The 22984-nt window shown below is 52.7% G+C and carries 27 protein-coding genes, 1 pseudogene and 1 riboswitch; of the genes and pseudogenes, 16 read left to right on the plus strand and 12 right to left on the minus strand.

The features are described 5' to 3' along the window. The 5 genes from istA to ICT70_RS09440 all read right to left on the minus strand — a co-directional run. On the minus strand, positions 1–1226 hold a 1226-nt coding region (gene istA / locus ICT70_RS09420), incomplete at its 3' end, for an IS21 family transposase (protein WP_191155914.1). Between the two features lie 350 nt (positions 1227–1576). Next, complete coding sequence (locus tag ICT70_RS15245; protein WP_191155916.1) at positions 1577–1867, minus strand: type II toxin-antitoxin system RelE/ParE family toxin; 291 nt, start codon at positions 1865–1867, stop codon at positions 1577–1579. Next, positions 1864–2097 (minus strand): type II toxin-antitoxin system ParD family antitoxin, encoded by a 234-nt coding sequence (locus ICT70_RS09430; protein WP_191155918.1) that lies wholly within the window; start codon positions 2095–2097, stop codon positions 1864–1866. The genes ICT70_RS15245 and ICT70_RS09430 overlap by 4 nt, the downstream gene beginning before the upstream one ends. Positions 2098–2496: 399 nt before the next feature. Then, a complete protein-coding gene (locus ICT70_RS09435) occupies positions 2497–2955 on the minus strand; it encodes a type II toxin-antitoxin system VapC family toxin (RefSeq protein WP_191155920.1) in 459 nt (152 codons plus the stop codon). Beyond that, positions 2955–3209 carry a type II toxin-antitoxin system Phd/YefM family antitoxin gene (locus ICT70_RS09440; protein WP_191155921.1) on the minus strand — a complete coding sequence of 85 codons (255 nt, stop codon included), beginning with the start codon at positions 3207–3209 and terminating at the stop codon, positions 2955–2957. Before ICT70_RS09440 ends, ICT70_RS09435 begins: the two co-directional genes overlap by 1 nt. Before the next feature lie 141 nt (positions 3210–3350). Here ICT70_RS09440 and ICT70_RS09445 point away from each other — a divergent pair, with 141 nt between their 5' ends. The 5 genes from ICT70_RS09445 to hepT all read left to right on the plus strand — a co-directional run bounded on the left by ICT70_RS09445 (position 3351) and on the right by hepT (position 5623). After that, positions 3351–3722 (plus strand): PIN domain-containing protein, encoded by a 372-nt coding sequence (locus ICT70_RS09445; RefSeq protein WP_224746951.1) that lies wholly within the window; start codon positions 3351–3353, stop codon positions 3720–3722. A gap of 205 nt (positions 3723–3927) precedes the next feature. Beyond that, complete coding sequence (locus ICT70_RS09450) at positions 3928–4152, plus strand: AbrB/MazE/SpoVT family DNA-binding domain-containing protein (RefSeq protein ID WP_191155925.1); 225 nt, start codon at positions 3928–3930, stop codon at positions 4150–4152. Positions 4153–4159: 7 nt separating this feature from the next. Continuing rightward, on the plus strand, positions 4160–4564 hold the full coding sequence (locus ICT70_RS09455; RefSeq protein ID WP_191155927.1) for a type II toxin-antitoxin system VapC family toxin: 405 nt from the start codon (positions 4160–4162) through the stop codon (positions 4562–4564). Positions 4565–4791: 227 nt separating this feature from the next. Then, positions 4792–5220, plus strand: coding sequence for a type VII toxin-antitoxin system MntA family adenylyltransferase antitoxin (gene mntA, locus ICT70_RS09460; protein WP_191155929.1), 429 nt, complete (start codon positions 4792–4794; stop codon positions 5218–5220). Beyond that, a complete protein-coding gene (hepT, locus tag ICT70_RS09465) occupies positions 5210–5623 on the plus strand; it encodes a type VII toxin-antitoxin system HepT family RNase toxin (RefSeq protein ID WP_337906835.1) in 414 nt (137 codons plus the stop codon). Before mntA ends, hepT begins: the two co-directional genes overlap by 11 nt. Positions 5624–5629: 6 nt before the next feature. On the opposite strand, the gene ICT70_RS09470 is transcribed toward hepT, so the two are convergent. Together ICT70_RS09470 and ICT70_RS09475 are read right to left on the minus strand one after the other, a co-directional pair. After that, complete coding sequence (locus tag ICT70_RS09470) at positions 5630–6043, minus strand: hypothetical protein (RefSeq protein WP_191155931.1); 414 nt, start codon at positions 6041–6043, stop codon at positions 5630–5632. A 437-nt stretch (positions 6044–6480) separates the two neighbouring features. Further along, a complete protein-coding gene (locus ICT70_RS09475; protein WP_191155933.1) occupies positions 6481–7608 on the minus strand; it encodes an NAD(P)/FAD-dependent oxidoreductase in 1128 nt (375 codons plus the stop codon). 409 nt (positions 7609–8017) lie between these two features. On the opposite strand from ICT70_RS09475, the gene pyrC reads away from it, so the two are divergent. The 9 genes from pyrC (at position 8018) to ICT70_RS09520 (ending at position 15921) form a co-directional block, all read left to right on the plus strand. Then, entirely contained in the window at positions 8018–9052 is a 1035-nt protein-coding gene (pyrC, locus tag ICT70_RS09480; protein ID WP_191155935.1) for a dihydroorotase, read from the plus strand. A 75-nt stretch (positions 9053–9127) separates the two neighbouring features. After that, positions 9128–10009, plus strand: a complete 882-nt coding sequence (gene yghU, locus ICT70_RS09485) for a glutathione-dependent disulfide-bond oxidoreductase (protein WP_191155937.1) — start codon at positions 9128–9130, stop codon at positions 10007–10009. An 88-nt stretch (positions 10010–10097) separates the two neighbouring features. After that, the gene (locus ICT70_RS09490) at positions 10098–10340 is read left to right on the plus strand and encodes a MoaD/ThiS family protein (protein ID WP_191155939.1); all 243 of its coding nucleotides are present in this window, start codon (positions 10098–10100) and stop codon (positions 10338–10340) included. Positions 10341–10374: 34 nt separating this feature from the next. Next, a complete protein-coding gene (locus ICT70_RS09495) occupies positions 10375–12231 on the plus strand; it encodes an aldehyde ferredoxin oxidoreductase C-terminal domain-containing protein (protein ID WP_191155941.1) in 1857 nt (618 codons plus the stop codon). 85 nt (positions 12232–12316) lie between these two features. Beyond that, entirely contained in the window at positions 12317–12709 is a 393-nt protein-coding gene (locus ICT70_RS09500; RefSeq protein ID WP_191155943.1) for a nitrous oxide reductase accessory protein NosL, read from the plus strand. Continuing rightward, the gene (locus ICT70_RS09505) at positions 12706–13035 is read left to right on the plus strand and encodes a hypothetical protein (protein WP_224746952.1); all 330 of its coding nucleotides are present in this window, start codon (positions 12706–12708) and stop codon (positions 13033–13035) included. Before ICT70_RS09500 ends, ICT70_RS09505 begins: the two co-directional genes overlap by 4 nt. Beyond that, positions 13032–14189, plus strand: coding sequence for an ABC transporter permease (locus tag ICT70_RS09510; RefSeq protein ID WP_337906837.1), 1158 nt, complete (start codon positions 13032–13034; stop codon positions 14187–14189). Before ICT70_RS09505 ends, ICT70_RS09510 begins: the two co-directional genes overlap by 4 nt. A 14-nt stretch (positions 14190–14203) precedes the next feature. Beyond that, entirely contained in the window at positions 14204–14917 is a 714-nt protein-coding gene (locus tag ICT70_RS09515; RefSeq protein WP_224746953.1) for an ABC transporter ATP-binding protein, read from the plus strand. After that, positions 14914–15921: a hypothetical protein gene (locus ICT70_RS09520; protein ID WP_191155945.1), complete on the plus strand. Its 1008-nt coding sequence runs from the start codon at positions 14914–14916 to the stop codon at positions 15919–15921. The genes ICT70_RS09515 and ICT70_RS09520 overlap by 4 nt, the downstream gene beginning before the upstream one ends. Positions 15922–15988: 67 nt before the next feature. Here ICT70_RS09520 and ICT70_RS09525 read toward each other — a convergent pair whose 3' ends face one another. From ICT70_RS09525 to ICT70_RS09545, 5 genes and pseudogenes are all read right to left on the minus strand, one after another. Continuing rightward, the gene (locus ICT70_RS09525) at positions 15989–16363 is read right to left on the minus strand and encodes a YajD family HNH nuclease (RefSeq protein WP_191155947.1); all 375 of its coding nucleotides are present in this window, start codon (positions 16361–16363) and stop codon (positions 15989–15991) included. After that, the gene (locus tag ICT70_RS09530) at positions 16360–17895 is read right to left on the minus strand and encodes an acyl-CoA dehydrogenase family protein (RefSeq protein ID WP_191155949.1); all 1536 of its coding nucleotides are present in this window, start codon (positions 17893–17895) and stop codon (positions 16360–16362) included. Before ICT70_RS09530 ends, ICT70_RS09525 begins: the two co-directional genes overlap by 4 nt. Before the next feature lie 271 nt (positions 17896–18166). After that, the gene (gene ilvC, locus ICT70_RS09535) at positions 18167–19639 is read right to left on the minus strand and encodes a ketol-acid reductoisomerase (protein ID WP_191155951.1); all 1473 of its coding nucleotides are present in this window, start codon (positions 19637–19639) and stop codon (positions 18167–18169) included. Positions 19640–19903: 264 nt separating this feature from the next. Then, positions 19904–20086: pseudogene (locus tag ICT70_RS09540) on the minus strand (SelT/SelW/SelH family protein); the annotation flags it as partial. A 56-nt stretch (positions 20087–20142) separates the two neighbouring features. Continuing rightward, positions 20143–20814, minus strand: a complete 672-nt coding sequence (locus tag ICT70_RS09545) for a 3'-5' exonuclease (RefSeq protein WP_191155953.1) — start codon at positions 20812–20814, stop codon at positions 20143–20145. A gap of 171 nt (positions 20815–20985) precedes the next feature. On the opposite strand from ICT70_RS09545, the gene ICT70_RS09550 reads away from it, so the two are divergent. Further along, a complete protein-coding gene (locus tag ICT70_RS09550) occupies positions 20986–22011 on the plus strand; it encodes a helix-turn-helix transcriptional regulator (protein ID WP_224746954.1) in 1026 nt (341 codons plus the stop codon). Further along, positions 22008–22604, plus strand: a complete 597-nt coding sequence (locus ICT70_RS09555; protein ID WP_191155955.1) for a Maf family protein — start codon at positions 22008–22010, stop codon at positions 22602–22604. Before ICT70_RS09550 ends, ICT70_RS09555 begins: the two co-directional genes overlap by 4 nt. A gap of 85 nt (positions 22605–22689) precedes the next feature. Further along, positions 22690–22769: riboswitch (cyclic di-GMP riboswitch) on the plus strand. Positions 22770–22984 lie beyond the last annotated feature (215 nt).

Here is a 22984-nt window from a genome sequence, read left to right on the forward strand (position 1 = left end):
CAACGGATCAGTCGCTGCGGGGTCCAGTCAGCATACTCCTGATGGCCTTTGGGCATGTGGTCGCTGACCGTGGTGTGACGACCCTTCTGGTAAGAGCGGACATGGGAGGCAACCCGTTTGCGCTGCATAAAGCATTCGATGCTGGTTGCGGTGATACGGGCCTCAAGCTGCTGGCCTCGTAGTTGATAGGGAACCGAGTAGTAGTGACCATCAACCGTGACATGATAATCGATCCCGGCCCGCACCTTCTGCCACTGAGAAAAGGTATAAGCGTTTGTCGGTAACGGTTTCAACATCGGACGATCGAGGGCCTCAAAGGCCTCTTTGCGCGAGCCGGGAAGTTTCTTAAAGGGGCGGTTGTTCAGATCCGTCAACAGCACCCGGATAGCGGCATTGGCAGCGACCAGACTGAAGAAGGTCTGCTTGCGCAGTCGCGCCAGAATCCAGCGTTCGACGATCTGGACACCGACTTCAGCCTTGGACTTGTCCTTCGGTTTGCGAACACGAGCCGGTATGACCGCCGTGCCGAAATGTTCGGCCAGCTCCTGATAGCTGGGATTCAGATCCGGTTCGTAGCGGCAGGGTTTACTGACCGCGCTTTTCAGATTGTCGGGGATGACGAGTTCCGGGACGCCACCAAGAAACTCAAAGGCGCGACGGTGGGAACCAAGCCAGTCCGACAGGTTCTGACTCAGCGTTGCTTCGGCAAAGGTGTAGCTGCTGGCGCCCAGCACCGCCACGAAGATCTGAGCCTCACTGATCTCGCCGGTCTGCGGGTTGACGATGGGCAGGGTGTGACCGCAATAGTCGACGAACAGTTTCTCGCCGGCCTTGTGGATCTGCCGCATGGAAATCTTCAGTTTGCGCGCCCACTGCCGGTATATTTCGCAGAAGTGGCTGTAACGATACCCCTGCGGGTGCTCGGCTTGATACTCCTCCCAGAGCAGCATCAGGGTCACTCCTTTGCGTTTCAGCTCGGCATGGAGGTAAGCACAGTCCGGTAAGGGGCGGTCGGAGGATGAAACAGAACCCGCCGGTGGGAATAATCGGTTGTAGAGTTGCTGATCGGTCAGGGCCTCTGGTAGCGGCCAACTCAGACCGGCTATTTTCGCCCGGTGCAGGTAGTCACCAACGGTGGTGCGGGAGATGTTCAGACAGCGGCTAATGGGGCGTTGCCCTAAACCACTGTCGTGGTGAAGACGGAGTGTTTCTCTAATTTTACGCATGGATAACCTCGTGTTTGCCAACGGTGCACCTCCTGGAAAATAGTATTTCCAAGGTTGTACACCAGGTTATCCAGCATCGCTTTTTATTCCGGTGGAAACTGGTCCACCGATTCCGCTCGTCAGGAAAAAGTGGCCCAGATTGAATCGGAATCAGTGGCCCAGTTTATAGCGGAATGACTGGTCCAGTTTGCCCCGGAACAGGTGGCCCACTTTGCAGCGGAATCGGTGGCCGTTTTGCTCCGGAATACGCAAACAACGATTTCGATCCCGATAGCGATTTCGATTTGGATTTAAACAAAAAAAAGGGGGGGGCAGGCGAATTATGATTTTTTATGCCGTAACTTGTGTCGCTAAAGGTAACGCTCAAAATCCATTCTCTGGTGTAATATCCTTATAACGTCGATCCCATCATCAGTAAATTTAAAGAAGATAACGTGAGAACCCGCTCTTGATTTTCGGTAACCCCTCCTCACGTCCCCAATATCTACAGATTTTGTGGGGTCACTGGCTGCGTTCTCCATGGCTGACCATAGTTCTCGCACATATTTTTCGGCTTGCTCAACGTTCCATTGTGAAAAAGTGTAATCCCAAATTTCACTCAGGTCTAATTTGGCCCTGGGAGATAAAATCACTCTACTCATAAGACAAGGAGTTTCTTTTTGTTGGCAATAAATTTTTCAATATCCAAACTGGTGGAAGGGCCTGAATTCTCCCCCTCGATCAAGGCCTGCCTTAATCGCTCCAGCTTTATATGATCCTGCCTGATCAGGTCTCGAACATAGTCAGAAGCGTTGGCATACCGCCCCGTTTTAACGCATTCTTCAACCCAGTTTTTCATCTGATCGGGTAAAGACACATTCATCGTCGCCATAAAGGCCTCCTTTAGTCGGAATTAATACCAATAACATATGACAGCCTTTGTCATATGTCAATCCTTGCCAATCTAAAAATAAAAGGGAGACAGGCAAAATACGAATAATAAACTCCGGATAAGAGCGGCTAGAAATTGGTTCAATCGAAATCGAAATCGAAATCGGGATCGCTATCGAAATCGAAATCGCTATCGAAATCGCTATCGAAATCGCTATCGAAATCGCTATCGAAATCGAAAAAGCCTACCACCTTTCGATTGACTCTGTAGCCCTGGGGTGGGCGGGGCTATCATGTTCGTGAAGAAAAGCTAGCCTACAGCAACGGTAACAACGATTTTGATCCCGATAGCGATTTCGATTTGGATTTAAACAAAAAAGGGGGGGGAGCTCCTAAATAACTAGCTTAATTTACCTCTTGCTGATGTTGACCCCTCCATAGCGCTTCCCCATGGGTTCAGCACCATGCCGCCGGTCCTGATAAAATCATCAACATTACGGGTCACGATGGTCATGCCGTGAACAAGGGCTGTGGCGGCAATCAAGCCATCGCGCACCGGGTGCGGGTCAGGGACATGCATTTGGGCGCTGCGCAGCGCGACCCTTGTGTCGACCGGGATAATGCGCCCGGTAAAGGCGGGCAGGACATGGTCGTTGAGCCAGGTGCGAAGCATGGCTCCCTGAACAGCGTCGCGCCGTTCGACCAGCAGCACCCCGATTTCCAATTCCTGCACGGAAATGACCGAAAGATACAACTCGCTTGCATCCACACTGTCAGCCCAGCGAACCACGTTGGGATCGGCTTTGCCGGCACGAGCCTTGCGAAGTTCTGACACCACATTAGTATCGATTAGATACATTATTCAAACTCTGCCGCTTTGGCCGGCTCATCCAGTTTCGCAGGAGTGAAGTCAATTTCCTCGATACCCGGCATAGCCAGCAGATCACCAATTTTTTTGCGCTCACCGACAAGGCGCCGGTACTCTTCAAAGCTCAGCAACACATGCTCCGGTTGCCCACGGTCAGTGATGAAAACCGGGCCACATTTGGCGGCTTTCTTAGCCCTGCCAGCATGTTGATTGAATTCTCTACTGGATAAGGTTGTTATTGTCATCGTCTTCTCTCCTTATAGTAACTGTAGATATGTTACTATGTTTTGCTGGGTTAAGCAACTTCGTGGAGTGCGGGCCGGAAAGACAAAAACGAATAAAAAGAGACAGGCAAAATATGATTGCTGGCGGAGTTAAAATTCGGGGTGGACGTTGCCAAAGATCCTGCCGTGAAACAACGGCGACAGATCGCGTTGCGGCGGTTGCAGCGTAAACCGTTGTTGCCGATTGACGCAGCAACCGCTATCGTTTTTGGTGGGCTGGCAAAAAGAAAAAAAGGGGACATACGAATTACGGTTGGTTTAATCGAAATCGAAATCGAAATCGGGATCGAAATCGAAATCGAAATCGAAATCGAAATCGGGATCGAAATCGAAATCGGGATCGAAATCGGGATCGAAATCGAAATCGGGATCGAAATCGAAAAGACTACCGCCTTTCGATCGACTGTGTCGCTTTGGGGTGGGCGGGGTTATCACGTTCGTGAAGCCTACGGCAAAAGGCAACAACGATTTTGATCCCGATAGCGATTTCGATTTGGATTTGGAAAAAAAAGAGCAACCTTCTTGGCTTCTGGTAGCGGTTGACAGAATTTGTAAAGCTATCGGCCGCGATGGGCTTTTGCTCCGATATTTACGTGACATGAATTGAGTTGACCTGAGATACCCGCGCCGATAAACTGGTATTACTTTTTGTAGTAATACTTTTATGATGAGGTCTATTATGCGGATCACCAGTAAAGGTCAAGTCACCATACCGCGTCATGTTCGTGATCAGCTTGGGTTGCTACCTCAAACCGAAGTTGAATTTGTTGTTGAGGGTACCGTGGTCTATGTCCGTAAAGCGACAGGTGCACAACAGCGAGGCCGTCGCCTGATCGAAGGGATGCGTGGTAAGGCTTCGGTTAAAATGAGTACGGATGAGATTATGGCGTTAACTCGTGGATAAGCCGGCTATGGCTGGTGTGCTGGTCGACAGTAACGTGTTGCTTGATATCTTGACTGAAGACCCGATATGGTTCAATTGGTCCGCTGAGAAGCTGGCTGCGATGGCGGAATCGTTTGTTTTAATGATCAATCCCATCATTTACTCGGAAGTGTCTGTCGGTTTTAAAAATATCGAAGAGTTGGAAAGATGCCTGCCTGCTGATGCCTTTGTGCGCCAATCCCTGCCCTGGGAAGCGGCGTTTTTAGCTGGGAAATGTTATGTTGCTTATCGCCGTTCTGGCGGAGTTCGCCGTTCTCCGTTACCTGATTTTTATATTGGCGCTCATGCAGCAGTTGCTGGACTAACCCTTTTAACGCGGGATGTGTCACGCTATCAAACTTATTTTCCGACTTTGAAGCTGATTGCCCCTTGAGCGAGACCATGTAAAGAGGGGAGACAATATAGACCGTCCCTCCGTGAGGTGCATTATCAGACCTTCATCGATTCCGATAGCAATTTCGATTTGGACAGATCAAACAATAGTAAAAAATGGAGGGTAGGCTAAATATGCTGCATTTGAAAAGCTATTGGCCGCGATGAAAATCTATCAACAACGGTTAAAATTTAACTCACTGGTTTTGATCTGAGCTGGAGCAAACTATGCTTGATCCGAAAAAAGATCAACAAACACAAGAATATGTAAAATGTGTCACAGCGCGGATCAGCCGTGTTCTTGCTACGTATCCTGTCATCGCAGCCGTTTATCTGCTCGGTTCCGCTGCCGCAGGCTCAATGCGTGACGACAGTGACATTGATATTGCCCTGCTGCCGGCAGACGAACAGCCAATATCATTGCAATCACGTCTGGAAATGGCCGCACTACTCCAAGCCGAACTGCACAGGGTCGTTGATATCGGGGTGATAACGACAAAAAATCTCATCTATGCCAGTGAAGCAATATTCAAAGGTCGCCGCATCATAACAGTTCACAAAGATTATACCGAAGCGATGGAGGCACGTTTGCTGGGGTGCTATTTAATCTTCAGGCAGGATCGTAAAGTGGTAGAGGAGAGTTATCGTGCCGCCTGACAATGTCAGTTTCAATAAAGCTGCGATTATTGAGCGTTGTCTACGTCGCATGCGCGAGGAATACGAGGCAGATAAAACCCTGAGTAATCAAACGCATCTGGATGCCTTGATTTTGAATATCGAGCGCGCCTGTCAAGCTGCCATCGACCTGGCCATGCATACTGTTTCCGCTGACCATCTGGGAATGCCGCAAAGCAGCGCCGAATCATTCAAGCTACTCCAGCAGGCAGGTAAAATTGACACTGTTCTTGCTTCACGTCTTGGGGGTATGACCGGATTTCGCAATATTGCTATCCACCAATATCAGGATATTGATCCGGACGTGATCCACTTCATCATGCGAGAAGGTTGGCTGGATCTGGTTTCACTATGTATGGCACTAAAGCTGAAAATCAAACCGTAGATGTAACTATTCACCAATATCCTTGCGCAGGATCTGGGTATCTCCAAAACCTACAATCCCGGCCTGTTCAAGAAAAAGGTTGGTGCGGTTAACGACCTTTCCTAAATGAAGAAGAGATAATATAGTGTGTCCCCATGCAAACAGGGAGCAGCATGCGCAAAGTTCAAGCATTACCGGCAGATATTTTAAAGCGACTAGAGTCTCTCCCTGCCATTCTCGCCGCACATGACAATGGTGGACACTATCTGATGCGCGCTGGAGCAGTTTAAACAAAAAGAGGGGCGCATACCCGAATTTGTTGAGTTGGTTGATTCCGGTTACCTGGATGAACTTCCTGCTGATCCTTATGGTGGCGAGTGGATTCTGCTGCCCAATGGACGCGTCTTCAGTACCAGCAAGTTTGCCGAGATACGGGAGCAATAGAGGTCATCCCTGACTGTCTGACCGCACTCCCCCGAACTTGAACTGGGCTCCATCCTCCAGTGGCAACCCCCCATCCTCCAGTGGCAACCCCCCATCCTCAAACTCACCCACCCCGCAGTGAAGTAAAACTCACAAAAATCAGGCATCACAACCTGCCATGATGGACTGCGGATAAGGGCGGATAAAAATTGGTGCAATCGCTATCGAAATCGCTATCGGGATCGCTATCGGGATCGCTATCGGGATCGCTATCGGGATCGCTATCGGGATCGCTATCGGGATCGCTATCGGGATCGCTATCGGGATCGAAATCGTTGTTGCCTTTGCTGTAGGCTTTTCGATCCCGATCCCGATTTCGATTTCGATTTGGACAAATCAAAAAGAGGGGACAGGAAAAATCTCGCTACTGTTCGTGATTATCAGTGCAGTTGAATCTACGGAAAACCAAGATAGGTATCAACCCCGTCTAAAAACAGATCATACTGGCTTTCCATCGCTTCTTTCAGGATATTGGCGGGAAATCCGCGGGCGAGGTTGCAGTGCAGGCCGACCCAGCCGACAGCGTCGATCGGGCCGAGGCTCATCAGGTAGCCTTTTTCCTGATAGCGGTATGGACGCAGCCTGCGCCCGGCGTACAAATTAACGATATTGTGTGCTACCAGTTTGCCTTTGCGGACCGCCGCCTGGGCAGTGAGCTGGTTCAGTCCGTTGCCGGCGTAATCGGAACAGTCGCCGGCGCTGAAGATGTCGGGCAGCAGATTTCCTTCGAGCTCGATCTGTCCGAAGGGGTTGGTCGGCAAACTGATCGGCGCGCGCTTGACCCCGGCAAACAATAATGTCGCCGCCGAGTCCAATTGATATTCCCTGTCGCTGCCGCATTCCCTGAGCTTAATGCTGGTGTCGGTTTGTTCCAGGTATTCTGTCTGAGGCAGATAGATGATGTTTTCCCGGCGCAATTTACGGACGACATAGCGATGGGCACCTTCGGGCATCATGGGCAGGGTGCGACTGTTCATGTCGATAAGCCGTAGACCGGCATCAATTTTCTGCTGCCGAAGCAGCGCCTTCAATTCGAATAGTATCTGCAGACCGGTGGCGCCGCCACCGACAAAAGAAAGATCCAGCCGTTGTGATTCGGCACGGGTCCGCCATTCTTCCAGTAGGTCCGGGCCCCGCCCCGCCATCAGGTGTTCCAGGCCATAGACCTGGCGTCCTCGGGGTGGAACCAGCGCAGCGGCGCCGGTGCTGATAATCAACCAGTCAAAATCGAGTTCGCTATCACCCAGGGGGATCTTTTTCTGTTGTTGCCAGCGGTTTAAGCTGTGGTTATCAATCTGTAGTCGATGCTGATGAAAAGTAAACCCGAAACGCTCTGCCAGCTGAGTGTACGGAAGCTTGAAGTCGGCAACCTGTCTGGCAAAGGTCTTGTGTAGATTGGTGATCTTGCAATGTTCCGGGTTAGCATCGATCAGGTGCAGTTGCAGTGCCGGCATTTTTTTCGCCAGACTGATGAGACTGGCCAGACCGGCATAGCCTCCACCAAGGACAACTACTTGAGCCATAAAAGCGTTCCTTCCAAATTGAGGCGCGAGTTTCCGGTTTTTAACCGGTCAGCTTGGAGCTTTCCCAGGTTAAACGGCAGAGATGAATAGGATGGTCTGCCGTATGGGTGCAGAAAAGTGACTATTCAGCTCTATCCCGGTACCGGATCCAAAGGCCCGGTGCTTAACTGATACGCAGAAAGTATTCAATTTGTGTGTCATTCTACGCTCCTTTAGGTTTTTAATGATTTTATCAATAGTAGCTTAGGGGTTTGTCCAAGACAATAGGACCGACTGTTTTTTTGCCGGTCGGTAAGGCGGGAAGTACGAAGGGATTGAAAAGGGCAGATATTTTGTGATCTGTTCAGGGGAGTAAGTCTGTTATCATAAGAGGCAAAGCTCGGTCAGAAGATAGCTCAAGGAGTGAGGCGTGCCAAAAACCCTGACGATAACCAGACCCGATGACTGGCATATTCATCTGCGTGATAACGCGATGCTGGCAGCGGTGGTGCCGGCCACCGCCCGGGTCTTTGCCCGAGCCATCGTCATGCCAAACCTGCAACCCCCGGTGATCACCCCGGCCGAAGCCAATGATTATTACTGGCGGATCAAGGCCGTCATCCCGGTCGACAGCAGCTTTGAGCCGCTGATGACGCTGTATCTCACCGATCAGACAACCCCGGAGATGATTCACGAAGCGGCAGCTCAGGGCCTGGTGAAGGCGTGTAAACTCTATCCAGCCAACGCCACTACCAATTCGGCGCAGGGGGTGACCAACCTGGCAGCTCTTCATGAGGCCTTCGCTGCGATGGCCGATGCCGGACTGTTGCTCCTGGTGCACGGCGAGGTCACCGCCAATGATATCGATATTTTCGACCGTGAAAAAGCCTTTATCGATCAGCAACTGGTCCCCATTGTCACCAATTACCCAGAACTCAAGGTGGTGTTCGAACATATCACCACCAGCGATGCGGTGGAGTTTGTGCTGGCCGGTGGCCCAAATATTGCCGCCACCATAACTCCCCAGCACCTGATCTACAATCGCAATCACCTGCTGGTCGGCGGTATCAAGCCCCACAACTACTGCCTGCCGGTATTGAAACGCAATACCCACCAGCAGGCGCTGCAAGCGGCAGTCGCCGGCGGTTCCCCGAAGTTTTTCCTGGGGACCGATTCAGCGCCCCACCTGCAGCACACCAAAGAGAACGCCTGCGGCTGTGCCGGTTGCTACAGCGCCCCGGCGGCACTGGAACTGTATGCCGAGATGTTCGATCAGTTGGGGATACTGGATAAGCTGGAGGCCTTTGCCTGCTTCAATGGGCCCGATTTTTACGGCCTGCCCCGCAACCCGGATACCCTTACCCTGGTCCGCAAGCCCTGGCAGGTTCCGGCTACGGTTCCTGTTGCCGGGCAACCCATGGTGCCCTTCTGCGCCGGTGAAACCCTGCAATGGCAGGTTCTTTAAGGTCCCGGTCCGGTGCTGAAGAGGCTCAATTCATCCACGTAAATCTTCCATTCATCTCTGCAGGAGCGTGCGAACATGACCGACAACACCAAATTCCCCCCGGAAAAAAATCAGCCCGCCGGCTATGTGCCCCCGAAGATCTGGACCTGGGAGCGCGAATCGGGTGGGGTCTTTGCCGGTATCAATCGTCCGATTGCCGGTGCCCGGCATGACAGCGAATTGCCGATTGGCGAACATCCCCATCAGCTCTACTCTCTGGCGACCCCTAATGGCATGAAGGTTAGTATCATCTTTGAAGAGTTGCTGGCGGCGGGGTTTGCCGGGGCAGAATATGACGCCTGGTTCATCGATATCGGCAAAGGTGATCAATTCGGCAGTGGCTTTGTCGACGTCAATCCCAACTCCAAGATCCCGGCATTGGTTGACCGGCAACCCCGGCTTGATTCCGGCAAACAGAGTGAACCCGTGCGGGTTTTTGAAAGTGGTTCCATTCTGTTTTATCTGGCGGAAAAGTTTGGTGCGTTTTTGCCCCAGGATGTGCCTGGCCGCACTGCAACCCTCAACTGGCTGATGTGGCAGATGGGTGCCGGGCCGCTGTTGGGCGGGGGCTTCGGTCATTTTTATGCCTACGCACCGCTTAAGATCGAATATGCTATTGATCGCTTTGCCATGGAGGTAAAGCGCCAGTTGGATGTTCTTGACCGGCATCTGACCACCCATCACTATATGGCCGGTGATAGCTATACGATTGCCGATATGGCGATATGGCCCTGGTATGGCCGACTGGCCCTGGATCAGATTTATGCTGATGCCGGCACCTTCTTATCCGTGGAGGAGTACCAGCACCTGCAGCGTTGGGCCCGGTTGATCGCAGCGCGACCGGCGGTGCAGCGAGGGATTCTGGTCAACCGCATGGATGGCGTCAAAGAGCGCCATTCGGCAGCGGATTTTGCTTGAGGACAAAGTGACGGGGATTATAGTTCTATGCTTTTCGCGGCAAACTTTTGTACTATCCTGGAGTCCTTTGTCCCATGTCGGAGTTACAATGCTCCCGAAGGCTAACATCAATCTGACCATCAAGCTCTATGGGGTCTTCCGCATTGACCGCTTCAAGGAAAAACACCTTAAATTTCCTGCCGGAGTTTGCGTGGATGAGGTGGTGGACCAACTGCAGCTAAATCGTCAGTTATTGGGTATTATTCTGATCAATGACCAGCACGCTAGGATGACCAGTAGGCTGACCGACGGCGATACCCTGGCGTTACTGCCGCTCCTTGAAGGCGGGTAGTTATTGAATTGTCTTAAAGAGGAGGAGAAGTCAGATGCAGATTCTTACCACTGATCCGGTTAAGGAGCCGTTCAAGATTCTCTACCGCCGCTGTGTCCTCGATCTGCAGACCGGTGAGCAGACATTTACCGATGTGCCCTGTGCGAATCTCGAGCAGGTGCTGGGTGGTTTCGGGCGTTCGTTTCAGCACCTGGCAAAGCGTCCGGTCGAGCGCGCCTATTGTGATGAAAATCCGCTGATCATCAATACCGGTCTGCTCACCGGCAGCAGCGCCATGACCGGGATGCGCACCTATTTTTCCGCCTATAGCCCATTGAAGCAATCACGCAAAGGGTTGCCGGCGGCGATCTGGTCGGCGGGTAGCGGAAAATTCGGCGCCAAATTCAAATGGACCGGTCTGGATGAACTGATTCTTGAACATCGTTCAAATCAGCCTGTCTATCTGGTGATCAGCCATACGGAACAGGGGCCGCAGGTTGCCGTGAAGTCAGCGGAGCATCTGTGTGGCCTCACGACCCATGACAAGATCATGACCCTGCAGCAGCAGTATGAGAATGCTCATTTTGCCGCCATCGGGCCGGCTGGTGAGAACTGGCAGCAGGTGCTGATGGGGGCGATTGCCCTGTCGACGGAAAACCAGTTACGCAGTGGCGAGGATAAGCAGCGCTTTGCCGGACGCGGTGGGATGGGCAGCATGATGGGGTATAAGAATGTACTGGCGCTGGTGGCCCAGGCCCCTGATCAGAAAAAGCCCCTGACCGATGCGGTAAAAAAGGTCAATTTCAACGTGGTTAAGGGGGGCGGTGCTGCTCGACTGCAGCCGATCAAGCGTGGAGGTGGTGGCGGCACCTGGGCCGCTTATGATGTGATGCAGCCTTTTCATGCGGTGCCGCTCAATAATTTCCGTCCCCAGGGGAATGATCTGCCTGAACGGATGCTGCGGGAGAATGTCGAAAAAGAATACGCTCTGGAATCCTCCGCCTGTTGGCGTTGTGGTATCACCTGCCATAATTATGTCTATGAAAAAAAGCAGGATGGTACCCGCGGTGAGTTCCTCGCCAAGTTTGACTACGAACCCCTGAATCTGCTCAGTACCAATATCGGTGTTCATGACCCCGGCAAGGGAGCACGGCTGATTCAGGCTTGTGACCTGATGGGGATGGATGCCATCAGCCTGGGGGTGACCCTGGCCTACCTGCTGGCGTGGAATGAACGTCATCCTGACCAGCCGCTGCTGGGTGGGGTGCGTTTCGGTGATTACGAGAAGATTCATGAGCTGATTCTGGAGACCGGCAGGGGAAATTGCCCTGACATCGGTATGGGTTCTATGCGCCTGTCACAGCAAACCGGCGAAACCGACTACGCTTATCATGTCAAAGGGCTGGAGATTGCCGCCTACCAGCCGGAAACCAACCCGGGCTACATCTGGGCGATTGCCGGTGGTCATATGACCATGGGTACCTACGGTATGCTGATCCGCGAAGGCAAGACCGATGTTGATTCCTGGGTCGATGCCATCACCCGTGATAAACTACAGATCGTCGGTTTCGATATGATCGGCCTGTGCAAGTTTTTTGATATCACCAAAGGGATCGGTACACAAATGGTGGTCGATTGCCTTCACAGTGATTTCAACCTGGAAGTGACCCAGGAGGATCTCAAGGCGGCGGTTCGGCGGGCGTTTATCCTGGGGTTGATCATGGAAAAGCGTCAGGGCTACACCATGGACGAATATGCCCTGCCGGCTGAAGTGGCCAAAAAACCCAATCCGCACATCAAGGTACCTGATATCAGCAACCTCGAATATATTGAACAGCTCAGTCAACGGGTCTGGGCGGTGTTTAAGCCGGAGATGGAGCAGGTAGAGAAAGAGCTGCTGGAAAGGGATTGACGTGAAACTATTATTCCGGAACCTACTGTTAGTCGGTTTTTTTGTGTTTTTTTTCGTATCCACCGTCGTTGCTTTCGAAGCAAAAATGCCGGGGCCTCGAGATCGTTGTCCGGTCTGCGGCATGTTTGTTGCCACGTATCCGGAATGGATTGCCACTATTGTTCTTAACGATGGTCAGCAGCTGTACTTCGACGGCGCCAAGGACATGTTCCGCTATTATTTCAGCCTGCCCGAGGGGAAGATAACGCGTGAAGACATTGATGGCATCTATGTGACTGAATATTACAGTGCCCGTTATGCGCCGGCAGATGAGGTGTTGTTTGTTCTGGGTACCGATGTCTACGGACCGATGGGAGCCGAAATGATTCCGGTTCGCGGCCGGTCCCACGCGGAAACCTTCATGAAGGACTACAGCGGCAAGCAAATCGTGACTTTTGCTGAAGTGACACCCGATATGTTGCCGTCGGATTATCGATGAAGCGCAGTTTTATCTGTCTGACCGTTCTGCTGGCGGGCGCTGTGCTGCTTGTCAGTCTACTGTTTTCCGCCCATCTGCATGATCGACGCCACCCGGCAAGATGGCAGAATAAGCGCGATCTGGTCGCTGCCCTGGCCATTACCGACCTGTCGCTGAGCAGTGAAGCGCGTTACACCCGCCATGTCACTCAGGCCGATCTGTTTTCGGCGTTTCAGGATTTTCCTGCAGCATTTGAGCATTTTCCCACCGGTTCGATGATCCCGCCGCGCCCTGCCGGTTACAGCGGGCGGGTATTATTTGAATCCAGCCAACAGGTCCGGCCGTGATCTTCAATTTCAAATTACTTGAATACAGTCTGTCGAGTTTATGGCGACGTAAAGAAAAGAACATCGCCCTGATGATTGTTTATGCCCTGGTCATCGCGACCCTGGGGTCGGTGCTGCTGCTGACCCATGCGCTGAAAACCGAAGCGCTAATGACCCTGAGCGCGGCCCCGGAAATTGTCGTACAACGTACGCAAGGGGGGCGGCATGAGCTGATTCCGGTCCATTATGCAGAGACCATTGCGGGCTTCCCCGGGGTCGGCAAGGTGACGCCACGGGTCTGGGGCTATTACTATGATTCCCTGGTCAAGGCCAATCTGACCCTGATCGGCCTGGGCGGATATCACGAACAGCTCGAATTGCTTGAGGGGCGCTTACCGCAGGCAGCGGATGAGTGTGTCATCGGTGCCGGGGTGGCGGATGCCTTTGGTCCGCAGATCGGCAATCTGTTGGTGCTGGAGGACAGCAGCAAACGGCGTTCGGAGTTTTACGTTACCGGCATCTTTCGTTCCCGATCCAACCTGCTGACAAACGATCTGGTGGTGTTACAGGAAGACGCCCTGCGCGATTTTTTTGCCATGCCGGACGGGCTTGCCACCGATCTGACCGTTCAGGTCTATAACTCGCGCGAGATCAGTACCATCGCCAAAAAAATTGCCTATTTTCTTCCTGATAGCCGCCCGATCACCCGCGAGGAACTGCTCCACACCTACGATTCCCTATTCAACTGGCGCAGTGGCATGATGCTGGCGGTGTTTGTCTCAGCCCTGATGGCTTTTCTGATCCTCGCCTGGGATCGGGCGACCGGCATCAGTGCCGAGGAGAAGCGCGAGATCGGCATATTAAAAGCCCTGGGGTGGGAAACCTCCCATATTCTTGGTGCCAAATTACGTGAAGCCCTGCTGATTTCCCTGAGTGCCTTTATTGCCGGCCTGCTGTTGGCCTGGTTCCACGTGTTCGTCCTGGGGGCGCCCTTGCTGATGCCGTTGTTAAAGGGCTGGTCGGTGCTTTTTCCAACCTTTGACCTGACCCGGGGGGTGAATCTTTACCAACTGGCGGTGCTCGGCTGTGTGACGATTTTACCCTATCTGGCCTGTACCGTTATTCCGGCCTGGAAAGCTGCCGGCAGCGATCCCGATGATGTGATGCGAGGCTGACAATGGGTGCTGATATGGATAACCACGAGCCGCTGATCCGCATCGAGGAGGTCAGTAAAATCTACCATCAGGGCAAGCCTGATGAAGTACGCGCCCTGCAGGACATCTCCCTGGAGTTTTTCCCGGGGGAGGTGGTGGTCCTGACCGGGCCGAGTGGTTCCGGCAAATCGACCCTGCTGGCCTTGATCGGTTGTATGGCGCGTCCGACCCAAGGAACCATCTACCTGCAGGAGCGCCGCGTCAGTCGCCTGCCGGAATCATTTCTGGCCCGGATTCGCCGTGAGACTTACGGCTTTGTCTTTCAGCAGTACCATCTGCTGCGCGATGTTTCGGTGCTCGATAATCTGATGTTTCCTCTTTATCCTGCCGCGCTGCCCTACAAAACCATGCGTGAACGGGCACTGCTGCTGTTGAACAAGTTTGATTTGTCAGACCGGCATAAAACCAACGTCCGCCAACTCTCCGGTGGTGAACAGCAGCGGGTGGCCCTGGCGCGCGCGCTCATGGCTGATCCGCCGATCATTATCGCTGACGAGCCGACGGCCCATCTTGATGCCGAACTGTCATTAGAGCTGCTGAAGATTCTGACAGAGCTGAACGCGGAAGGCCGAACCATCATCATCGCCAGCCACGACCCGGTGGTATATCAGTCGCCACTGATCAATCGCAGGATTGGCCTGCGTCATGGCAAGCTGGTTGACGACAATAACGCAGGGGCAGGGCAGTGATCCTTCATCCGGGGATTCTCGCTCTGTTGTCCGGTTCAGCCCTGATCCTGCTGATGCTGCTGGTGGCGGGTGGGGTGGCACTGCGGATCCTGCGTCACTGGAACGCCGACAGCGGCTCTACGACCCAATTGCAACTGGAACGGCAGACCTGGCTGGTAACAACCCTGCTGAAATACGCCTTTGGTTTCCAGATTATTACCCTGTTCCTCTTTCTGTTTACCCTCGATGAAATCCATCCGCTGTTTGTCGGCGCCATGTGTGCGACCGGATCCCTGAACGCCAATCTGGTCGGCTGGCTGGTGTTGCTGGTCAAGATCGGGCTGGTGTTTGCTGCCGCGTTCTGGCTGGCGGTAAATACTCTGGATCAGGGTACCGAGGATACCCCCTTGGTACGCTTTAAATATGTCACCCTGCTGTTGCTGATTCCGCTGGTGGCGCTGGATCTGTGGCTTCAGTGGGAATATTTCAGCGGTTTGCGTCCACAGATGATCACCTCCTGTTGTGGCTCGTTGTTTTCTGCCGAAGGGGAAGGGGTGATCAGTACCCTGACCGGTTTACCGGTCGAGCAGGGGATGTCCCTATTTTTTGCGGTGGTCCTGTTGTATGCCGGGTTGTTACTGGCGAGCCTGCGCCGGCGGGCGGTGCTGTTGCGACATGGGTTGTTTGTGGCGTCGGTGCTGCTGTTTTTTGTTTCCCTGGCAGCGCTGGTGTCGTTTCTTTCTCTGTATATCTACCAGATGCCCAGTCATCAGTGCCCCTTCGACATGCTCCAGGGGCACTATTACTACATCGGTTATCCGATCTACCTGGGGCTGTTTATGGCCACCCTTTTTGCCATGCTGCCGGGCCTCTGCCGCCCGCTGGTAAAAACAGCGAGCCTTGAGCGGCAGCTGGAAAGTTGTGAACCTGTATGGCTGCGCCTGGCCCTGTTCGGCCTGATCCTCTTTCTTGTGACCAGCTGTTGGCAGATGGTGTTTGGCCCGTTGATATTACTGGGTTATTGAATATCATTTTGCAACTATTCAGCTCTATCTTTGCACAGGATCCCCGACCCGGTGCTGAACTGACACATCATTTTTTCAGATTAGCCAGGGCCGCAAAGGGAGAGTGGGACAACGAGGGTTTGGCTGCATTCGATCCCACCTCTGCGTCACGGTCTTCCTGCACCCCGCGTGTGTGCTCATGATCGTGACAGTAAACGCAGAGCAATTCCCAGTTGCTGCCATCGGGTGGATTGTTGTCGTGATTGTGGTCCTTGTGGTGAACAGTGAGTTCCCGGATCTTTTTCCCTTCGAGCTCACGGGTGCAGCGGGCACAGACGTGGGGGAAGAGTTTCAGGGCCTGCTCACGGTACCCTGACTGACGTTGGCGATGTTCGTCGCGCATTGCTTCCAGCCGTTGTTCCAGCGCTTCCGGGCTCAAGGTTTTTTTCTGTTTGCTGCTCATCTGTTACGCTTCTCCTGTCGGTAAAAACAATCAAGCCAGTTGTTCTCCCCATCCCCTTGATGGTAGGTGCTGCTGCCCAGGGCCTGAAAGCCACACAGTTCCGCTGCAATGCGCTGGATCAGGTGCGCTCGGGCGGTGGTGATCAGGGCCGGACGATAACCTGAATCCCCCAGTTCTTCGACCAGCTGCAGGGCAATAATGCGGCTGATCAGTAGACCAAAGGCATTAAGCCGGCGCTGCGACAGGGGCAGGATCAGATCAATATTCAGGTAGCCTTTAAGATCTTCTGCTGTTCTGCCGGTCAGTTCGAATGTGCTGATAAAGGTCAGAAGATTATTGACTTTCTGTCGTTGCATCAACTTTTGAACGGCTTCTGCAATCTGGATATAAAGAATATCGTTGGAGCCCTCAAAAATCTGGAAGGGACGACTGTCGACCAGGGCGCGACCGGCGATATGATCAAGTCGGTAGCCTTTGGCCCCGACCAGTTGCAGCAGGGACTGGGCTGATTCCTGCATCAAATCGGTGACACATGTTTTGACTGCATTGGCTTCGAGTCCGGCAGCGGACAGATCGTTTTTGGTATCAGCTTTTTTGCTGCTGTTCAGGCACATGGCCGTGGCAATGGTGACGTTGGCCTGCAGGGCAGACAGGCGCTGCTGGACCTGATCATAGCTGAATAGACTTTTCCCCCCGACCTGGCGTTGTTGGCAATGGCTGACCGCTTCGTCTTCCAGCCGCTGGAGAAATCCCAGAGCCATGCCGGGAAACTGCATGCGACTGCGGTGAAGCAGGTCAAGCATCATCTTGATGCCGGTGCTGTGGGGTTCGAGCTTCTGCAGCTTGGGGATCTTGACGTCAATCCGGTTGCGACCATAGGGGAGCAGGTAGATGCCGAGATTTTCGAAAAATTCCTCAACGATGATGTTTTGATCGTCCGCCGAGGAATCACAGATAAAGAAATCAACATCCCGTCCGAGCTGGCCCGATTCATTTTTGCGGCGTGCCGTCAGCAGCCAGTAGTCGGCCCAGCCGGTCAGCCCGGCCCAGTGTTTGAGGCCCTGCAGGTGGAAGTAATCACCCTGTTGCCGGTAATGACTCTGCATGTGCAGGGCATCACTGCCATAGTCGGGCTCGGTGATCATCAGCCCACCCATCTTCTGCCGGTGAATGAAGCCGTCAAAAATTGGTAGTTTAATGGTTTCCTGCGCATATTTGGCGACCGGTTGTAGAAACAGCGCCCAGTTAATACCGAACCCCAGTGACAGGGGCAACGATTCGTAGCTTGCCGCTGTAAGGAGCGCCAGACCTTCATGAACATGGCCACCGCGGCCTCCGTATTGCTGGGGGATAAAGGTCGCCAGCGGTTGTGCCGCAAGGATATCGCGCAGGATGAAGGGTGGGGCGCCGCGCTTGACGCTGAGCTTGTCGATGTCACTGCGGACGTGCAGCAGGTGGTGTAATCGGTCTTTAAAGCTGGACAGAAAAGCACTGAAATCGGTTGCCGGATGTTGTTCCGAGAAGGATGTCATGAGGGCTCCACTCCGCTGAATGACGTTTATCGTTGGTGAGGGTTTGATCTTACATGAAAAAAGGGCCCCGACAAAGTAGTCAGAGCCCTTTTTATGGTCAGATGTTGTGATAGTTAAAGATCTTCAGCTTCAATTACAGAGTTACAGCAACTTTATTCTGTGGTGGTTCAGAGACGATCATCTGTCTACCTCCCTCTGTTGTATGTTTGATCTCAATCTATCATAGGATCCTGCTGTCATTCAAGGTCAGCAGGAATTTTTTTTGTATCTTTTAAACGATTGCCTTCATTCCCTGCATGGCAGCACGCAAGTGTTCACCGACTTCTTCGATCAGATGGCTGCGGATGTCGGCATTGATGACCACCAGAATCTGGTTGTCGACGTAGGTGTCCTTGACGTCAAGACCCTTGCCGATCACATCGGTATCGACGCCGGCCATAAAATCCTTGAGTAATGGCACACAGGCGTGGGAGAAGAGATAGCAGCCGTACTCGGCGGTATCGGAAATGATCCGGTTCATTTCATAGAGTTTTTTACGGGCGATGGTGTTAGCAATCAGCGGCGTTTCATGCAGTGACTCATAGTAGGCTGATTCCGGTTCAATGCCGGCGGAAACCATCACTTCAAAGGCGAGTTCAACCCCGGCCTTAACCATGGCGACCATCAGAATCCCTTTATCGTAAAACTCCTGTTCGGAGATCTCACCGGCGCCTTCGGTTTGCTCGAAGGCCGTTTTGCCGGTTTCTTCCCGCCAGGTCAGCAGTTTTTTATCATCGTTGGCCCAGTCTTCCATCATCGTGCGGGAGAAATCACCGGAGAGGATGTCGTCCATGTGTTTTTCAAACAGCGGCTCCAGAATGTCTTTTAATTCTTCAGCGAGGGCAAAAGCCTTGAATTTTGCCGGATTGGACAACCTGTCCATCATCAGGGTGATGCCGCCATGCTTGAGGGACTCGGTGATGACCTCCCACCCTTTTTGAATCAGTTTGACGGCGTAGGGGGCGTCGATACCAGCTGCGACCATTTTGTCGAAACACAGCAGTGAACCGGCCTGGAGCATACCGCAGAGAATGGTCTGCTCGCCCATCAGATCTGATTTGACTTCAGCGATAAAAGAAGATTCGAGAACTCCGGCGCGGTCACCACCCTGGGCGGAACACAGAGCCTTGGCGATCTCAAGACCATCGCCGTTGGGATCGTTCTCGCCATGGACAGCGATCAGGGTCGGTACACCGAAACCACGCTTGTATTCCTCACGTACTTCGCTGCCAGGGCATTTAGGGGCGACCATGATGACGGTCAGGTCTTCCCGGATTTTCGTTCCTTCTTCAACGATATTAAAGCCGTGGGCGTAGCAGAAGGTCGCACCTTTTTTCATCAACGGCACCACGGTGTTGACGACATCGGTGTGTTGCTTGTCCGGTGCGAGGTTCATAACGATATCGGCGCTTGGCAGCATCTCTTCGTAAGCACCGACACTAAAGCCGTTGTCCGTGGCGTTTTGCCAGGATTGACGCTTCTGCTCAATGGCTTCCTTGCGCAGGGTGTAAGAAACATCCAGGCCACTGTCGCGCATGTTCAGCCCCTGGTTAAGCCCTTGGGCGCCACAGCCGACGATGACAATTTTTTTGTCTTTGGCGTAATTGCAGCCGTTGGCAAATTCCTCGGCATCCATGAACCGGCAGGTTGCGAGCTCCTGAAGTTGACGACGAAACGGCAGTGAATTGAAGTAGTTTTGACCCATGTTTGTTCTCCTGGTACTGTTGGTTGACAAAAATTGACGAACTGATACAGCGATCTGTTATCAAGAGATCGCCGGAAAAAATAACTCTGATACAATCCGCCACTCTATAACAGATTACTGTGTTGCGTAAAATGATTTATTGCACCCGGCTGCTACTCCTGATAAGTGCTTTCGTGAGTGAAGCCAATAATTCTGGTGCACCTGCGAAAATTCCCTCCCGACTTGATATCGGTGACAAATCGAAGGTCGATAGATAGACCGAAACTATTTCATCATCTGCTGCAGTTGCTCAACAATGTTAAATTCCGGCGGAAACTCGCCCGTCGCTTTTTTTGAATAAACGAGGGTGTCATCCACGCTGATTTCAAAAACTCCACCGCTGGAGGGGATCATTTCTACCTGCACCGGCAGTGTTGCTTCAATTTTTGCCGCCAGACTGACAGCACGTGGCCGGTAGCCTCAGGAATTGCAATATTCGATGCTGATGTTCATGCCTGTCTCCTTTATCCGAACAGATTGCCGGTTGTGTCAAGTTGGTTGTGAAGCGCGTCTTTGGCCGCTTTTCGTAACAGTTCTGCTACTTGTTCCTTGCTGGTGAGAGAAACTTTTTTCAGTAAATCAAAAGGTACAAAGGTGAATCCGTAATCCTGCATGATATCGTTATTGATAGCCAGCCACAGCTGTGCGGTCATCTCGGCATCAGCCAGGGCGCGATGAAATGTCAGCGCGGGCTTTAGTTTTTTGTACTGCACCAGGGTCCCCAGTTTATAATTGAGCGGGTCGGGGTAGATGCGTCGTGCCAACTGGAGGGTGCAGTTGAAGTTCGTTGGGCGGGGCTTGCCGTAGCGGGAGAGTTCCGCGTCGATAAACTTCTGGTCAAAAGCGGCATTATGGGCAACAAAAGGATAATGGCCGATAAAATCGATAAAGTCGGTCATGACTTGACGACTGCCCGGTGCGTCCTGGAGCATGCTGTTGGTGATCCCGGTCAGGGCTTCAATCTCCCGTGTTACCAGAAAGTCCGGGCGGATCAGGCGTTCAAAGTGTTCAATGATCTGATCTCCGCGCATTTTGATGGCGCCAATTTCAATGACCCGGTCACCTTTTTCAGGTAGCATACCGGTGGTTTCGACATCGACGACAATGACGGTTTCATGCTGATAGGATGCTGGCATTAAGCGGTACCTCGTGGGGAAAAGCATCAACTTCTTGTGGTTTATTGTTGCTGAACCGTCCGGATCTTGTCAAACTCACCCGCACGTTGCCACTGTTGTTATGATGCGCAGGTGTTTTTCTGTTGCTGATGACAGCAGGTTATGGACGTATCATAAAGGACCGATATTATCATGGATTCACCTCGCCGGCGCGGGCGCAGACCAAAAAAATACAGTCAGGCCGCCCGCCTGCATGACCTGATCCGTATTCTTGAAATGCGCTATGGAGCAACGGTAGCGGAGCTGGTCGAAGAATGCCGGGTCACCCGACGGACCATTTACCGTGACTTGCAGGCGCTGATGGACGCCGGCTATCCATTGGTTAGTGGGCGCCAGGCAGATGGTCATGTGGTCTATCGATTTGTGACCGGCTTCAGTAAGATCCCGCCTCTAACCCTGTCCCTGGATGAATTGATGACCCTGTATCTGTGCCGCGGACAGCTGGAGTTTCTTCAGGGGACCCCGTTTTCCGAGGATCTCGAGGCGATTTTTTCCCGCCTGCGGTCGATGTTGCCGCCCCGCAGCATCGCCCATCTGGAACGCATTGCTGAAGCCTTTTCCCCACGTTTTCAGGGGTATAAGGATTATTCATCACAACGTCAGATCCTGGTCGATCTGCGTCAGGCGCTGCTTAAACAGCAACGTTGCCGCATCAACTATCGACCGGCACAGCGTGCCAGTCACTCTTACCTGATTGATCCCTATACCCTGCTTTTTTACAATAATGCCCTGTATGTCGGTGCCTACGCCCATAATCGCAAGGATATCCGGCTGTTTGCCATCGATCGTATTGAGTCGGTCAGTCTTGAACCGCAGCGCTTTGAGGTGCCCGAAGATTATCACCCGGGACAGTTGACCGGCAGAGCCTTTGGCCTGATTGATGATGGCCCCGGCTATGAGCTGGAGTTGGAGTTTACTGCCGGGGTTGCCCACCTGATCCGTGAGCGCGTCTGGCATCCACTCCAGCAGATTGAAGAACATCAGGATGGTACCCTGAGCTTACGTTTTTTCGCCAGCGGCGATAAAGAGATTCTGGCCTGGCTTTATTCCTACGTCCCTCATGTCCGCGTTATCCGCCCGGAGCCCTTGCGGCGCCGGTTTATTGATGGGCTGCAGATGGCTTTGGCGGCGCAACTGACCAACGAAGGAAGACCATGAGAAAAATTGTTCTCGCATCAACCAGTCCGTATCGGCAGCACCTGCTTAAACAATTACAGATTCCTTTTGTGACGGCAGCACCGGACTTTACCGAGGTGATCGATCCCCATGTTGCTCCGGCTCTGCAGGTACGGCACTTGGCCGCTGGAAAGGCTCAGAGTCTGGCAGACCAGTATCCTGATGCGGTCATTATCGGTTCTGATCAGCTCTTTGTTGATCAGCGGGGCAGAACCCTGGGCAAGGCTGGTGATGAACACGGAGCCTTTAATCAACTGCGTCAGATGGTCGGCAGGACACATTGTTTTTATACGGGTCTGGCGCTGCTGGATTGCCGCACGGCTGCCATGCAGACAGATTATGCAACATTTTCTGTTACCCTGCGTGAACTGACTGACGAACAGATTACCGATTACCTTCAACGTGAGCGCCCCTTTGACTGTGCCGGCTCGTTTAAGGTTGAAGGGCTGGGTATTGCGCTGATCGAAAAGATGGCCGGAGAGGATTATAATACCCTGATTGGTCTGCCGTTAATCAAATTGGTGACAATGCTGGAACAGGTTGGCGTCAATGTGCTGCGGGCTTCCGGCAAATAAGATTGGAGACGGTTCATTTTTTTGTTGATCTGGTTTATTTTGTTTGCTAGAATCCACACTAAATAGATAAACAGCAATATGCTGTCAACCGAAAGGGCAAAACCAGAGTAATCTGGTGACGCAAAGCCACGGATCCCGCCCAAGTGGGACCGCCGGGTTGCCGAAGCGGACGCGACGCTTTCCCGCCCTTTTTTTGTATAACGGCTGAGAGGCGCCCCCTTCGGATGATTAGAAGTGGGCGCCTTTTTTCTTGCCACCCGCTTCTGCCAACAGGCTGGTGTCGGGATAGGTCGGAATCTGCCGATTGATCATTATACCCTGGTTTGCCCTTCACCGCTTTTGTTCCATTTTTAAGGTAGAATGTAAGAGTGTGCGGTGTT

Origin of the sequence: Pelovirga terrestris (assembly GCF_014773365.1) — a bacterium.
Classification (GTDB): domain Bacteria; phylum Desulfobacterota; class Desulfuromonadia; order Desulfuromonadales; family Geopsychrobacteraceae; genus Pelovirga; species Pelovirga terrestris.

Excerpts from the sequence above, each read along its gene's own strand:
- ICT70_RS15245 (WP_191155916.1), bottom strand. The coding sequence starts at position 1,867 with ATGAGTAGAGTGATTTTATCTCCCAGGGCCAAATTAGACCTGAGTGAA.
- ICT70_RS09430 (WP_191155918.1), bottom strand. The coding sequence starts at position 2,097 with ATGGCGACGATGAATGTGTCTTTACCCGATCAGATGAAAAACTGGGTT.
- ICT70_RS09435 (WP_191155920.1), bottom strand. The coding sequence starts at position 2,955 with ATGTATCTAATCGATACTAATGTGGTGTCAGAACTTCGCAAGGCTCGT.
- ICT70_RS09440 (WP_191155921.1), bottom strand. The coding sequence starts at position 3,209 with ATGACAATAACAACCTTATCCAGTAGAGAATTCAATCAACATGCTGGC.
- ICT70_RS09450 (WP_191155925.1), top strand. The coding sequence starts at position 3,928 with ATGCGGATCACCAGTAAAGGTCAAGTCACCATACCGCGTCATGTTCGT.
- ICT70_RS09455 (WP_191155927.1), top strand. The coding sequence starts at position 4,160 with ATGGCTGGTGTGCTGGTCGACAGTAACGTGTTGCTTGATATCTTGACT.
- mntA (WP_191155929.1), top strand. The coding sequence starts at position 4,792 with ATGCTTGATCCGAAAAAAGATCAACAAACACAAGAATATGTAAAATGT.
- ICT70_RS09475 (WP_191155933.1), bottom strand. The coding sequence starts at position 7,608 with ATGGCTCAAGTAGTTGTCCTTGGTGGAGGCTATGCCGGTCTGGCCAGT.
- yghU (WP_191155937.1), top strand. The coding sequence starts at position 9,128 with ATGACCGACAACACCAAATTCCCCCCGGAAAAAAATCAGCCCGCCGGC.
- ICT70_RS09490 (WP_191155939.1), top strand. The coding sequence starts at position 10,098 with ATGCTCCCGAAGGCTAACATCAATCTGACCATCAAGCTCTATGGGGTC.
- ICT70_RS09495 (WP_191155941.1), top strand. The coding sequence starts at position 10,375 with ATGCAGATTCTTACCACTGATCCGGTTAAGGAGCCGTTCAAGATTCTC.
- ICT70_RS09500 (WP_191155943.1), top strand. The coding sequence starts at position 12,317 with ATGCCGGGGCCTCGAGATCGTTGTCCGGTCTGCGGCATGTTTGTTGCC.
- ICT70_RS09505 (WP_224746952.1), top strand. The coding sequence starts at position 12,706 with ATGAAGCGCAGTTTTATCTGTCTGACCGTTCTGCTGGCGGGCGCTGTG.
- ICT70_RS09515 (WP_224746953.1), top strand. The coding sequence starts at position 14,204 with ATGGATAACCACGAGCCGCTGATCCGCATCGAGGAGGTCAGTAAAATC.
- ICT70_RS09525 (WP_191155947.1), bottom strand. The coding sequence starts at position 16,363 with ATGAGCAGCAAACAGAAAAAAACCTTGAGCCCGGAAGCGCTGGAACAA.
- ICT70_RS09530 (WP_191155949.1), bottom strand. The coding sequence starts at position 17,895 with ATGACATCCTTCTCGGAACAACATCCGGCAACCGATTTCAGTGCTTTT.
- ilvC (WP_191155951.1), bottom strand. The coding sequence starts at position 19,639 with ATGGGTCAAAACTACTTCAATTCACTGCCGTTTCGTCGTCAACTTCAG.
- ICT70_RS09545 (WP_191155953.1), bottom strand. The coding sequence starts at position 20,814 with ATGCCAGCATCCTATCAGCATGAAACCGTCATTGTCGTCGATGTCGAA.
- ICT70_RS09550 (WP_224746954.1), top strand. The coding sequence starts at position 20,986 with ATGGATTCACCTCGCCGGCGCGGGCGCAGACCAAAAAAATACAGTCAG.
- ICT70_RS09555 (WP_191155955.1), top strand. The coding sequence starts at position 22,008 with ATGAGAAAAATTGTTCTCGCATCAACCAGTCCGTATCGGCAGCACCTG.